General features: G+C 64.6%; 11 protein-coding genes. 4 read left to right on the forward strand and 7 right to left on the reverse strand.

What is annotated here, in order from left to right:
* Nucleotides 1-5 precede the first annotated feature (5 nt).
* On the reverse strand, nt 6-425 hold the full coding sequence (locus AB1A62_RS16665) for a hypothetical protein (protein ID WP_366662589.1): 420 nt from the start codon (nt 423-425) through the stop codon (nt 6-8).
* A 194-nt stretch (nt 426-619) separates the two neighbouring features.
* On the opposite strand from AB1A62_RS16665, the gene lpdA reads away from it, so the two are divergent.
* The 3 genes from lpdA to uvrA all read left to right on the forward strand — a co-directional run bounded on the left by lpdA (nt 620) and on the right by uvrA (nt 6,541).
* Nucleotides 620-2,014, forward strand: coding sequence for a dihydrolipoyl dehydrogenase (gene lpdA / locus AB1A62_RS16670; RefSeq protein ID WP_366662590.1), 1,395 nt, complete (start codon nt 620-622; stop codon nt 2,012-2,014).
* Nucleotides 2,015-2,337: 323 nt separating this feature from the next.
* A complete protein-coding gene (locus AB1A62_RS16675) occupies nt 2,338-3,507 on the forward strand; it encodes an MFS transporter (RefSeq protein WP_366662591.1) in 1,170 nt (389 codons plus the stop codon).
* A 175-nt stretch (nt 3,508-3,682) separates the two neighbouring features.
* The gene (uvrA, locus tag AB1A62_RS16680) at nt 3,683-6,541 is read left to right on the forward strand and encodes an excinuclease ABC subunit UvrA (RefSeq protein ID WP_366662592.1); all 2,859 of its coding nucleotides are present in this window, start codon (nt 3,683-3,685) and stop codon (nt 6,539-6,541) included.
* 91 nt (nt 6,542-6,632) lie between these two features.
* On the opposite strand, the gene AB1A62_RS16685 is transcribed toward uvrA, so the two are convergent.
* Complete coding sequence (locus tag AB1A62_RS16685) at nt 6,633-7,067, reverse strand: excinuclease ABC subunit A (RefSeq protein WP_366662593.1); 435 nt, start codon at nt 7,065-7,067, stop codon at nt 6,633-6,635.
* Nucleotides 7,068-7,188: 121 nt separating this feature from the next.
* Between AB1A62_RS16685 and AB1A62_RS16690 the strand changes: the two genes are divergently transcribed.
* Nucleotides 7,189-7,959 carry a helix-turn-helix transcriptional regulator gene (locus AB1A62_RS16690; protein ID WP_366662594.1) on the forward strand — a complete coding sequence of 257 codons (771 nt, stop codon included), beginning with the start codon at nt 7,189-7,191 and terminating at the stop codon, nt 7,957-7,959.
* Nucleotides 7,960-7,975: 16 nt separating this feature from the next.
* Here the strand turns inward: AB1A62_RS16690 and AB1A62_RS16695 are convergent, their stop codons facing one another.
* From AB1A62_RS16695 to AB1A62_RS16715, 5 genes are all read right to left on the reverse strand, one after another.
* Nucleotides 7,976-8,317 (reverse strand): excinuclease ABC subunit A, encoded by a 342-nt coding sequence (locus tag AB1A62_RS16695; RefSeq protein WP_366662595.1) that lies wholly within the window; start codon nt 8,315-8,317, stop codon nt 7,976-7,978.
* Nucleotides 8,318-8,414: 97 nt separating this feature from the next.
* Nucleotides 8,415-9,986 carry a choice-of-anchor L domain-containing protein gene (locus tag AB1A62_RS16700; protein ID WP_366662596.1) on the reverse strand — a complete coding sequence of 524 codons (1,572 nt, stop codon included), beginning with the start codon at nt 9,984-9,986 and terminating at the stop codon, nt 8,415-8,417.
* Nucleotides 9,987-10,204: 218 nt separating this feature from the next.
* Nucleotides 10,205-11,080: a 3-hydroxyisobutyrate dehydrogenase gene (mmsB, locus tag AB1A62_RS16705; RefSeq protein ID WP_366662597.1), complete on the reverse strand. Its 876-nt coding sequence runs from the start codon at nt 11,078-11,080 to the stop codon at nt 10,205-10,207.
* Nucleotides 11,077-12,123 carry an enoyl-CoA hydratase/isomerase family protein gene (locus AB1A62_RS16710; protein ID WP_366662598.1) on the reverse strand — a complete coding sequence of 349 codons (1,047 nt, stop codon included), beginning with the start codon at nt 12,121-12,123 and terminating at the stop codon, nt 11,077-11,079. Before AB1A62_RS16710 ends, mmsB begins: the two co-directional genes overlap by 4 nt.
* Before the next feature lie 50 nt (nt 12,124-12,173).
* Nucleotides 12,174-13,313, reverse strand: a complete 1,140-nt coding sequence (locus AB1A62_RS16715; protein ID WP_366662599.1) for an acyl-CoA dehydrogenase family protein — start codon at nt 13,311-13,313, stop codon at nt 12,174-12,176.
* Nucleotides 13,314-13,505: the final 192 nt, after the last annotated feature.

A 13,505-nucleotide genomic window follows, 5' to 3' on the forward strand; every position in this document is an offset into this window, starting at 1 on the left:
CCAGATCAGCTCTCGGGCGCGCTGCAGGCGCTGCCGTCCTGCAGCAGCGGGGCGGCGCGGATGATGCGGCTGGCAAGCTCTGCGGCGCCGGCGCGGGCGGCCTCTGCCGCGGCCTCCTGCGGCAGGGCGCGCATTTCCGAGACGCTGGTCTGCAATTGCGCCAGCCGCGCCTCAAGCTGGGCAAACCGGGCGGCGAAGGCGGTGCTGCTGCCGTCTTGCACCGCGTTGCGCAGGGCGGCAACTTCCTCTTGCAGCCCGGTGACGGCGGTGTGCAGCGGCGTTAGGCGGTCTGCGGCATCCGCGGCGGCAGCGGTGACGACCTCTGTCGCCGCCATCAGTTTCCATCCCAGGAACAAGCAGAGTGCCAGCAGGATCAGTGTGGCGTTCAAAAGCGCCTTGGCGAGGTCGAAGAGGGTTTTTGACATATGCGGTCTGTCCGGGGCTGTGGATTGCGGCAAACTTCCGGCCTATGCTGGCCCAGAGCTGTCCGCTCTGCCAAGCGGAAACCTGCCGGAAAACGCATGGCCGCTATGACGCAGCAGAGGGTGATTGCAGTGCAGCAAAATATAGTTTAACGGTAAACTAGTTTTTGGAACCTGTTCGAGGGCGAGGGAGCACCATGGCCGCACAATCTTATGACGTGATCGTAATCGGCGCAGGGCCGGGGGGCTATGTTGCGGCCATCCGTGCCGCGCAGCTGGGTCTGAAGACCTGTGTGGTCGAACGCGAGCACCTGGGCGGCATCTGCCTGAACTGGGGCTGTATCCCGACCAAGGCGCTGCTGCGCTCCTCGGAAGTGTTCCACCTGATGGAGCGCGCCAAGGATTTCGGCCTGAAGGCGGAGAACATCGGCTATGACCTGGACGCGGTGGTGAAACGCTCGCGCGGGGTGGCAAAACAGCTGTCCTCCGGCATCGGCCACCTGATGAAGAAGAACAAGATCGACGTGGTGATGGGCGAGGCGTCCATTCCGGCCAAGGGCAAGGTCTCGGTCAAGACCGACAAGGGCACGCAGGATCTGACCGCCAAGAACATCGTGCTGGCCACCGGTGCCCGCGCCCGCGAGCTGCCGGGGCTGGAAGCGGACGGCGATCTGGTCTGGACCTACAAGCACGCGCTGCAGCCGGTGCGGATGCCGAAAAAGCTGCTGGTGATCGGCTCTGGCGCCATCGGCATCGAATTTGCCAGCTTCTACAATACGCTGGGTGCCGAGACTACGGTAGTTGAGGTGATGGACCGGGTGCTGCCGGTCGAGGACGCGGAAATCTCCGCCTTTGCCAAGAAGGCTTTCGTCAAACAGGGCATGAAGATCATGGAGAAAGCCATGGTCAAGCAGCTTGACCGCGGCAAGGGCAAGGTGACGGCCCATATCGATGTCGGCGGCAAGGTGGAGAAACAGGAATTCGACACCGTGATCTCCGCCGTGGGGATCGTAGGCAACGTCGAGGGGCTGGGGCTGGAAGAGCTGGGCGTCAAGGTCGACCGCACCCATGTGATCACTGATGAATTCTGCCGCACCGGCGTTGACGGCCTTTATGCCATCGGCGACATCGCCGGCGCGCCCTGGCTGGCGCATAAGGCGTCCCACGAGGGCGTCATGGTGGCGGAGCTGATTGCGGGCAAGCATGCGCACCCGGTGAAGCCCGAGAGCATTGCCGGCTGCACCTACTGCCAGCCGCAGGTCGCCTCCGTCGGTTATACCGAAGCCAAGGCCAAGGAACTGGGTTACGACATCAAGGTCGGCCGCTTCCCCTTCATCGGCAACGGCAAGGCGATTGCCCTGGGAGAGGCCGAAGGCATGGTCAAGACCATCTTTGACGCCAAGACCGGCGAACTGCTGGGTGCCCATATGGTCGGCGCCGAGGTGACCGAGATGATCCAGGGCTATGTGGTGGGCCGCCAGCTGGAGACCACCGAGGAAGACCTGATGAACACCGTCTTCCCGCACCCGACGCTGTCCGAGATGATGCATGAGAGCGTGCTCGATGCCTACGACCGGGTGATCCATATGTAAGCTGCCTACGGCAGTGGACGTTATGAAAGGCGGTCTGTAACAGGCCGCCTTTTTTCCTGGAGCCGCGCATCGTCGGCGCGCGTGGAGGCGATCCTGACGTCTTTGAGTGGCAGTTTATACCGGCCACATTCGTAGAACGTCTGAGCCGAACGCCAAGACCAGCCAGATCGCCGCCGCGTGGGGGCGCGACGGCGGTGCGCGGCGGCCTTGCGGCCTTGTTCCGCGCTGGGGGATGTCGCGCTGCGTCGGTTTGTCTGTGCGCTATGGCCTCCCGGACCGGACCGGGGTAACCAGAGGCAAATCAATAACAAAAGGCAGCGGACATGATCACATCCAGGAAAACCCGCTGGGGCGCGATCCTGGCGGTCTGGGCCGCGGGTCTGGGTGCGGCGGCGCAATACGGCAAGGTGTCAGTTGTCTTTGACCAGCATGGCGCGCTGTATCCCGAGGCTGGCGCGGCGCTGAGCCTCAGCGTGTCGATGACCGGGGTGCTGGGTATTCTGCTGGGTGCGGTGGCCGGGCTGTTTGTTTCCGCCTTTGGCTACCGGCGCACGCTGGTTTGGGCGCTTTGGACAGGCGCCGTGATGTCGGCGCTGCAGGTGCTGCACCTGCCCTACGGGCTGTTCCTGGTGACACGCGCGGTGGAAGGCCTGTCGCATCTGGGCATCGTGGTGGCGGGGCCGACGCTGATGGCGCTGCTGGCTGATGACCGCCAGCGGGGCACGGCGCTGACGGTTTGGAGCACGTTTTTCGGCGTTGCCTTTGCGCTGCTGAATTGGCTGGGGCTGCCGCTGGTGGCCTCCTACGGGCTGCTGGCATTGTTTGCGGCCCATGCCGCGCTGATGGCGGCGCTGGCGGTGCTGCTGCAGTGGGCGATGCGCGATCTGCCGGTGCCGCCGCGCCAGCCGATGCCGCCGCTGGCGATGCTGCCTGCGCTGCATCTGAAGATCTACCGCTCGCCGTTCAAGCTGGCGCCGGCTGCGGGCTGGCTGTTCTATACGACCTGTTTTGTGGCACTGCTGACGGTGCTGCCGCCGCATGTGCCGGAGGGGCAGCGGGCCTTTGTGATGGGGGCGTTTCCGCTGATCTCCATCGCCTCGTCGATGATCATCGGGGTGGCCCTGCTGCGGATGATGCCGGCGGTGCCGCTGATCCAGCTGGGGTTTGCGCTTTGTGCCGCGGCGGGCCTGTGGCTCTGGATGATGCCAGGGGACTGGCTGGCCTGTTTCGCGCTGGCCGCGGCCTTTGGCCTGGTGCAGAGCGGCAGTTTTGCCTGCGTTCCGCAGCTGAACACCACCGCGGCAGACCAGGCCGAGTCGAACGGCGCCATGTCACAGGCAGGCAATGCCGGCAATGTGATCGGCACGCCGCTGCTGCTGGGCTCGCTTGGGTTGGCGGGTTACGGCGGCATGATGCTGGTGGTCTGCGCGCTGTTCCTGGCGGGCATTCTGGTGCACCTGCTGCTGGCCGCGCGGCGGCGCGCCTGGGCCTAGACACGCCGGATTCCAGGTCGGAAAACCTGTGGCTTCCGGCTGCTGCCAGCTACTGTCAGCAAGTTTCAACCTGTTCGCGCAATGTTCTCTTTTTGGGCTTGGCGTTTTCCACAGCATTCCCTATCTGTAGGGCGGGCGTCCGCCAAGGGTTCGGCGGCGCGGGTACGGGGGCATTATGGCTGAGCTGAAATCCATCGAAGTGCGCGGCGCGCGCGAGCACAATCTGAAAAGCATCGACGTGGATATTCCGCGCGATGAACTGGTGGTGATCACCGGCCTTTCGGGCTCGGGCAAGTCCTCGCTGGCGTTCGATACCATCTATGCCGAGGGCCAGCGCCGCTATGTGGAAAGCTTGAGCGCCTATGCGCGCCAGTTCCTCGACATGATGGAAAAGCCGGATGTGGACCATATCAGCGGCTTGTCTCCGGCGATCTCGATCGAGCAGAAGACGACCTCGAAGAACCCGCGCTCCACCGTTGGCACGGTAACCGAGATCTATGACTATTTGCGCCTTTTGTTTGCCCGTGCGGGCACGCCTTATTCGCCGGCCACCGGGCTGCCGATCGAGGCGCAGCAGGTGCAGGACATGGTCGACCGGATCATGGAGATGGAGGATGGCACCCGCGGTTACCTGCTGGCGCCGATCGTCCGGGACCGCAAGGGCGAGTACAAGAAGGAATTCCTGGAGCTGCGCAAGCAGGGCTTCCAGCGCGTGAAGGTGGACGGGGAGTTCTATGAACTGGACGAGCCGCCGGTGCTGGACAAGAAATTCCGCCATGACATCGACGTGGTGGTCGACCGGCTGGTGGTGCGCGAAGGCATGGAGACGCGGCTGGCGGACAGCCTGCGCACGGCGCTGGACCTGGCCGATGGCATCGCCATTCTGGAAACCGCCCCGCGCGAGGGCGATCCGGAGAGGATCACCTTCAGCGAAAACTTTGCCTGCCCGGTCAGTGGCTTCACCATCCCGGAGATCGAGCCGCGGCTGTTCTCCTTCAACGCGCCGTTCGGGGCCTGCCCGGAATGCGACGGGCTGGGGGTTGAGCTGTTCTTTGACGAGCGGCTGGTGGTACCGGATCAGAGCCTGAAGGTCTATGACGGCGCGCTGGCGCCCTGGCGCAAGGGCAAGTCGCCCTATTTCCTGCAGACCATCGAAGCCATCGCGCGGCACTACGAGTTTGACAAGAACACGGTCTGGAAGGACCTGCCGGAGAAGGTGCAGCAGGTGTTCCTGTATGGCTCCGGCGACGAGGAGATCATGTTTCGCTATGACGAGGGCGGGCGGGTCTACCAGGTGGAGCGCACATTCGAAGGCGTCATTCCGAACATGGAGCGGCGCTACCGCGAGACCGATTCCAACTGGATCCGCGAGGAGTTTGAGCGCTACCAGAACAACCGCTCCTGCGGGGCGTGCCGCGGCCACCGGCTGCGCGAAGAAGCGCTGGCGGTGCGGATCGCGGAGAAGCATGTGGGCCATGTGGTGCAGCTGTCGATCCGCGAGGCGCTGGCCTGGATCGAGGATGTGCCGAACCACCTGAGCCAGCAGAAACAGGAGATCGCCCGCGCCATCGTTAAAGAGATCCGCGAGCGGCTGGGATTCCTGAACAACGTGGGGCTTGAATACCTGACGCTGTCCCGGTCATCCGGCACGTTGTCCGGCGGCGAGAGCCAGCGGATCCGCCTGGCGAGCCAGATCGGTTCCGGCCTGACCGGGGTGTTGTATGTGCTGGACGAGCCTTCCATCGGCTTGCACCAGCGCGACAACGACCGGCTGATCGGCACCCTGAAAAACCTGCGCGACCAGGGCAACACGGTGATCGTGGTGGAGCATGACGAGGATATGATCCGGCAGGCGGATTACGTCTTTGACATCGGCCCCGGCGCCGGGGTGCACGGCGGCGAGGTGGTGAGCCACGGCACGCCGCAGATGATTGCCTCTGACACTAATTCTATCACCGGCCAGTATCTGGCAGGCACGCGGGAGATCGCGGTGCCGGCCAAGCGGCGCAAGGGCAACAAGAAGAAGATCAAGGTGGTGAAGGCCACCGGCAACAACCTGAAAGAGGTGACAGCCGAGTTCCCGCTGGGCAAGTTCGTCTGCGTGACCGGCGTGTCGGGCGGCGGCAAGTCGACGCTGACCATCGAGACGCTGTTCAAAACCGCCTCGATGCGCCTCAATGGTGCGCGCCAGACGCCGGCGCCTTGCGAGAGCATCAAGGGGCTGGAGCATCTTGACAAGGTGATCGACATCGACCAGCGTCCGATCGGCCGCACGCCGCGGTCGAACCCGGCAACCTATACCGGCGCCTTCACCCCGATCCGCGACTGGTTTGCCGGCCTGCCGGAGGCCAAGGCGCGCGGCTACAAGCCCGGGCGGTTCTCCTTCAACGTCAAGGGCGGCCGCTGCGAGGCCTGCCAGGGCGACGGTGTGATCAAGATCGAGATGCATTTCCTGCCCGACGTCTACGTCACCTGCGAAACCTGCAAGGGCGCGCGCTACAACCGCGAGACGCTGGAGATCAAGTTCAAGGGCAAGAGCATCGCCGATGTGCTGGATATGACGGTGGAGGACGCGCAGCAGTTCTTTGCGGCGGTGCCTTCAATCCGCGACAAGATGGACGCGCTGATGCGGGTCGGCCTTGGCTATATCAAGGTGGGCCAGCAGGCGACGACGCTGTCGGGCGGCGAGGCGCAGCGGGTGAAGCTGTCGAAAGAGCTGTCGAAACGCTCCACCGGGCGGACGCTGTATATTCTGGATGAGCCGACCACAGGGCTGCATTTCGAGGATGTGAAGAAGCTCTTGGAAGTGCTGCACGAGCTGGTCGAGCAGGGCAACTCTGTGGTGGTGATCGAGCACAATCTGGATGTGGTCAAGACCGCTGACTGGATTATCGACATCGGCCCGGAAGGCGGCGACGGCGGCGGCGAGATCGTGGCGGCCGGCACGCCGGAAGCGGTGGCCGAGGAGCCGCGCAGCCACACCGGGCGCTATCTGAAGGACATTCTGGCGGCGCGGAAGGTGGCGGCGGAGTGAAAAGGAGGGCGCTGCCCCTCTTGGCCTTTGGCCAATTCACCCCGGAGTATTTCGGCAAAGGTGAATGAGGGGGGCGGTGACGCCTCCTTTCTTACGCGGTTTGCGCGGTGGCGGGGCGGGCCAGCATCAGCGGCACCAGGAACAGCGCCAGGAAGGCAGTGTTCATCACCACGTTGAACCAGGCGCCGGCGGCGAGGGAGCCGAGGCTGTCGGGGATGTACCAGGCCAACAGCGCCGGGATCAGCAGGCGGCGGCCGAGGGCAGGGTTCTTGCTGCAGACGTGGTCTGCCACCAGATAGATCAGCACGCAGAAACCGCACATCAGCCCGCCGCTGATGGCGGTCATCAGCGACGCCGCGCCGGGGGTGAGCATCTGGGCGCCGTCCACCGGCAGGAAGGCGAGGTCGATGAACAGGCCAAGTGCCGTGCCCAGCGGGGTGGCCAGCGCCAGCACCATGGCGAGCCCGAAGGCGGCGGAGAAAATCGAGACGGTCTTGAGCATGCGGATCGAGGCAATGTGGGTCATTGGAAGCTCCTGAAGGTTACTGCGGGCAGCGTGCAGCAGAGCCAGGAAGCAAAACAATTACCTTGGAGGTAAGTGAACTTCCGGGCGCGACTGCCTATGCTGCGGAAAACGGAGGCAGCAGATGGCAGAGGGATTTGGCGCGGTTCTGAAGAAATGGCGCGGGCTTCGGCGGATGAGCCAGATGGAGTTGGCGCTGGAGGCCGGGGTCTCGGCCAGGCATCTGTCGTTTCTGGAGAGCGGCCGCGCGCGCCCCAGCCGGGGCATGGTGCTGCGTCTAAGCGAGGAATTGCAGCTGCCGGGCGGGGCGCAGAACCAGATGCTGACGGCAGCGGGGCTGGCGCCGGCCTATGCGAGCCGGGACCTGGACGACGCGGAGCTGGCGCCGCTGCGGCAGGCGGCGGAGCAGATGCTGGCCGCGCATGAGCCCCTACCGGCGATGGTGATCGACCGGCACTGGCGGCTGCTGGACCTGAACCGGCCCATGGCGCTGATGCTGGGCGGCGCCGGGATCAGCAAGGGAAGCAGCCTGATCGAGGCGCTGCTGGACAATGCCGCGCTGCGGGATGCGCTGGACAATCTGCAGGAGGTGGAGCGGCACAGCCTGGCGCGGCTGCGGACCGAATTGGCGCATTTCGGCGCTGACCCGGTTCTGGAGCGGGCAATGGCGCGGCTGCAGGCTCATGCCGCCGCCCATGCGGTGCCGCAGGAGGGGGTGCTGCCTGCGGTGATCCCGGCGCGCTACCGCATGGCAGGGCAGGTGCTGGCGTTCTTCTCCACCATCACGCAGTTCGGCGGTACCGGCGATCTTGCGATGTCGGAGCTGCGGATCGAAATGCTGTTCCCGGCAGACAACTCCACACGCGAGGCGATGGAGGCGATGGCCCGGTCCTGACCTGGCAGCATGGCCCCTATTGCGAGAGATTGTCCGCAGCGCCGATCAGGCGCAGCACTTTCTGTGTCTCGCGGTTGACCTGGTAGACATAGCCGCCGGCCTGCACATAGGTGCCATAGGGATCCGGCGCCCATTTCCCGGGGTTCCCGATCCAGGTGTAATCATACAGGATATGGTCGCCGCGCCGGTAGAACTTCTTGGCCACCCGGGCAGGGGTGCATTGCGAGGCCTTCAACGCCAGGCCCTGCGGGCAATCCAGCGCGGCCTTCTCAACGCCGCCATTGCCTGCGGCCAGCGGAATCGCCAGAGCGCAAGCCGCGGCAAGAACGGTGATCGGGACAAGGTGACGGCGTACCATTTACAGCGGATCCTTTCTTCGCTGCCCTTGTCATAAAGAGCTGTGCAGCAAAGCCAAGGGAGCTGGAAAGGGGCGGCGGCGGGCTGCCGGTTGCCGCTCAGGCGGTGGCAAGAACCCGCGCTTCGAAGCTGCGCAGCGACAGCCGGGCGGCGTTTCCGTAGCCGCGGCCGGTTTCAGCGCAGAGTTCCGGGAACAACTCGCGGATTTCCGCCTGTGTGCCGGCATCAAAGCCAGCGGCCGATTCCGGTCCGGGCTGGTAGCTTTCGCTGAGGGCGCCGTTGGCCCAGAGAATCTGGTGGCTGCCGAACAGCAGGTGGAAGTACTCCGCCTGCGGCATGTCCAGCGCCGGGCGCACGGTCTTGTCATTGACCAGGTCCTTGGCCTTGACCAGCACTTCGTCCTCGCCGAACAGCAGCTGCGCCGGCGGGCCGTCGACCAGCATCCGGTGCTGCGGCGAGACATAGAGGTCGCGGCTGTTGCCGCAGCTGCCGGCGGCAAAGCGGATCGGCGCCGTGTCCGGGGTGCAGGAAGTGCGGCGGCTGCCGGTCCATTGCAGCACCTGGGGACCGTTATCGTAGGTCAGCACCTCCATGCCGGGGCGCAGATCCTCGACCGGGATCTCGCCGTCGGGGGTGCGGATCAGGGTGCCGCGCAGAAAGCAGGGCACGGTCTGGTTGATCTGCACCAGGCCGGTGTCCGAATTGCCCAGGCCGTTGTCCGCGGTGTAGTTGAAATAGACGGTTTCCAGGTCGCCGTCGGTGACCACGGTCAGGGTGCCGTCGGCGTTCAGGGTGATCTGCTGGCCGGTGGTGAGCGTTACCGTGTCACCGGCCGAGACCGCCTGGTCGTTGATATGGGTGATTGTCAGCGTGCCGGAGGTGGCGGTGTCGTTCTCCAGGACGTCAATCACCCGGGTCTTGTTGATGGCGATGTCGTCCTGGTCGTCCTGGGCGACCACGGCGGTCTGAACCGACCCGCCGGCAATCAGCAGGTTGGTGTCATAGCTGCTGTCGGCGGTATCGGCGACACCGATCTTGAGGGTGTTGATTTCGCCTGCATTCACCGGGGCGACAAAGGTCAGGGTGATGGTGAACCCGTCCATCTCGGTGTTGTACTGGTCGCTGGTATTGTCGACGTAGACGTTTTCGGTGCCGTCATTGATGTTGCCGATCGATGCGGTGCCGTCGCCGATGGAGACCTGCGCCTCGACCCCGTTCACCCAGACGCCGATGACGTCGTTGTACTGGGAGTCGGCGAATTCCGGGTATTCCTCGGACGACAGCACGAAGTCGATGGTCAGAACGTCGCCGTCGGGGATGAAGTCCACTTCAAGGAAGGAGGCGTCATAGGTGGCAGCCCCGGCCAGCGCGTCGAAATCGGCGTCCCCGTTGGTGCCGGAAGTATTGGTGCTGGTGTTGGTGCGGACGTTGGTATTGGTGGAGCCGTCGCTGTTGGTGAAATCGCGCACGTAACCGGTTGACAGGATGACGCCTGAATCCGCGGGCGCCACGCCCGGGGTGGTGGTGTCGGCGCCGGAATAGATGCCGGAGGACAGCGTGTCGCCGCTGTAGGAGGCGCTGGTCACCGTGACGCCGTCGCCGAAGATCTCCTCTGCCATCTGGATGGCGGTGGCATTGGAGTCGATGTTCAGTTCGGTTGCGGTGGCCATGTCGGGCAGATTCAATCCGGATGCTGGGTTTGACGGTCGCTTACCGGAATGCTGCTGAATTGGGACGGAACTGTGGCAGGGCGGGGCCGAAATCCGGGAGTTTAGTCGAACTTTAGCGGTTTTTGCCGGAAGCCTGGAAAACTGAGGCCGGCCCGAAGGAGGGCCGGCCTGGCGCGGTGCCGGTTTGGGAGGTGGCCGCGCGGGCGCGGCTGGGCGTGTCAGCCCTCGCGGCTGCGCTTTTCGAAACGGGGCAGCATGGCGGAGAAATCCATGCCCTTGCCGTCTTCTTCCTCGACGAATTTCTTATAAAGCGCCATCGCCAGTTCGCCCATCGGGGTGTCGGCATCGGCGCTTTCGGCGGCCTGCTGGCTGAGGCCAAGGTCCTTGAGCATCAGCTCCGCCGCAAAACCGGGCTGGTAGTTGTTGTCGGCGGGCGACTGCGGGCCGACGCCGGGGGCCGGGCAATAGGCGTTCATGGTCCAGCTGTAGCCGGAGGAGGTGGAGACCACGTCGAACATCTTCTGCCGGTCGAGGCCCAGCTTGTCGGCCAGGGCAAAGGCCTCGCAAGTGGCGATCATAGTGACGCCGAGGATCATGTTGTTGCAGATCTTGGCGGCCTGGCCGGCGCCGGCCTCGCCGCAATGCACGGCTTTCTGGCCCATGATGCCGAACAGCGGTTCCGCGGCCGCGAACGCCTCTGCCGAGCCGCCGGCCATGAAGGTGAGCGTGCCGCCGGCAGCGCCGCCGATGCCGCCGGAGACCGGCGCGTCGACGGAAAGCAGCCCTGCGGATTCGGCCTGTTCGGCCACTGCGCGGGCAGAGTCGACGTCGACGGTGGAGCAGTCGATGAAGGCCGCGCCCTTGGTCATGGCCGGGATCACCTCAGCCGCGACCAGGCGCAGGATAGCGCCGTTGGGCAGCATGGTGATCACCGCATCGGCGCCTGCCGCAGCCTCAGGGCCGGAGGCCGCCATTTTGACGCCTTCGATGCTGACATCAGCCATGTCGAAACCGGTGACCTCATGGCCGGCCTTGGCCAGGTTGGCGGCCATCGGCCCGCCCATGTTGCCGAGCCCGATAAATCCGATCTTCATTGCACTTCCTCCTCAAATGTCAGCGCATCAGCGCCCAAAGGCGCCAGCATGTCGTCAACCGCCTGCGCAGGCACCGGCTGGCCCGCATATAGCCATTGCGGATTGCGGTCCTTGTCAATGATCTGCGCCCGGATGCCCTCCAGGAAATCGCTCTTTTCCATGGCGCGGAAGGTGTAGCGGTATTCCAGGTCCAGCGCCCGGCGGATGGCGGGGCCGTCGGCGCGCAGGCGGCGCAGCATCTCCAGCGTGCAGGCCATCGACAGCGGCGAATTGCGCTTCAGCGACTTCAGAGCGGCAGCGGCGAACTCGCTGTCCTCTGCCTCGAGGCCCGCAAGGATGTCCTCCAGGCTGTCCTTTCCGAAGTGTTTGGCGGTGTCCTTGCGGACCGCGCGCAGCTTGCCTTCCGGCGCGGGCCGTGCGGCGTCCTCCACCAGCTTGGCGGAGCCGGTTTCCTCCAGCGTGGCAATCAGCGCGGGCCATTGGTCCTGCGGGATGAAATAGTCGGCAAAGCCCGCAAGGATCGCATCATCGGCGCCCATCCGCGCGGCGGTCATCCCGAGGTATTCGCCCAGGTGATCCGGCGCCAGCGCCAGCATCAGCGAGCCGCCCACATCCGGCACCAGGCCGATGCCGACCTCCGGCATGGCGATCTGGCTGCCTTCGCCGACCACCCGGTGGGTGCCATGGCAGCCGATGCCGACGCCGCCGCCCATGGTGAAGCCCTGCATGAAGCTGATCACCGGCTTCTTGTACTCGAATATGCGGGCGTTCAGCCGGTATTCGTCGCGCCAGAAGGTGCGACCATAGGAATAGTCGCCCTTGGTGCCGGTGTCGTAGAGCTCGGCAATGTCGCCGCCGGCGCAGAACGCCTTGTCGCCCTCGGCGTCGATCACCACTAGCTTGACGTCCTCATCGTCGGCCCAGCCGCGCATGGCGGCGTCGATCGCCATGCACATGCCGTAGCTCATCGCGTTCAGCGCCTTGGGGCGGGTGAAGGTGATGCGGCCAGTGTGGCCGACTTTGCGGATATGGATATCACTCATCAGGCGGGCTCCAGCAGTGTTTGCGCCGCGGACAGTCTGCTGATTGCAGATTACTCCGCAATCAGCTGGCGCGCGACAATCAGGCGCATGATCTCGTTGGTGCCTTCCAGGATCTGGTGCACCCGCAGGTCGCGGACGATCTTCTCGACGCCGTAGTCGGCCAGATAGCCGTAGCCGCCGTGCAGCTGCAGGCAGCCGTTGGCGACGTCAAAGGCGGTGTCGGTGACCATCAGCTTGGCCATGGCGCAGAACTTGGTGGCGTCATGGGCGCCGGTGTCCAGCTTCCACGCCGCCTGGCGCAGGAAGGTGCGGGCAGACTGCAGGCGAGTCTCATACTCCGCCAGCCGGAACTGCAGCGCCTGGAACTGGTTGATGGATTTACCGAAGGCCTTGCGCTCGGACATGTACTGCACGGTCTGATCCAGAGCGGCCTGGGCGCCGCCGAGCGCGCCGGCCGAAATGTTCAGGCGGCCGCCGTCGAGGCCCGCCATCGCGTAAGAAAAGCCCTTGCCCTCTTCGCCGATCAGGTTGTCCGCGGGGATCGCGCAATCGTCGAACTGCACCTGCGAGGTGGGCTGCGCCTTCCAGCCCATCTTGTCCTCCAGCGCGCCGAAGGAGAGCCCCGGGTTGCCGTCCTCGACCACCACGGTGGAAATGCCCTTGGGGCCGTCCTCGCCGGTGCGGCACATCACGACGTAGGCGTCGGAGTAAGAACCGCCGGAGATAAACGCCTTGGTGCCGTTCAGCACATAGCCCTCATTGCTGCGCTCGGCGCGGGTTTTCAGCGCCGCCGCGTCGGAGCCGGAGCCGGGTTCGGTCAGACAGTAGGAGAAGATTTTCTCCATGGTGCACAGGCTCGGCAGCCATTTTTGCTTGGTCTCCTCGGAGCCGAACTTGTCGATCATGCCGCCGCACATGTTGTGGATCGACAGGAAGGAGCCAACCGCGGGGTCGGCCATCGCCAGCGCTTCGAACACCAGGGTGGCGTCGAGCCGCGAGAGGCCGGAGCCGCCGTATTCCTCGGACACATAAAGCCCGCCAAAACCCAGCTCCGCCAGTTGCGGCCACAGCGATTTGGGGATGGTGCCTGCCTTTTCCCATTCACGGGAATGCGGTGCGATGTTTTCCTGGCCGAATGCATGGGCCATGTCGAAAATGGCCTGCTGTTCCTCTGTCAGTGCGAAATCCATGCGCCGCTCCTCCCGTCGATCAGATGAATTGAACAGTTGTTTATTTAATACCCGCCGGCGGACGCTGAGGCAAGCTGCGCAAATGCAAAGCCGCCGTGCAGCAATGCCGCGCCATACCGCCACGGGATCAGGAGAAAATTAAGAAACTTCGGCGAAACTCTGTCTCAAACCGGTCAAGTGCAGGTGAATCCT

This window comes from Leisingera sp. JC11, assembly GCF_040704725.1.
Classification (GTDB): Bacteria; Pseudomonadota; Alphaproteobacteria; order Rhodobacterales; family Rhodobacteraceae; genus Leisingera.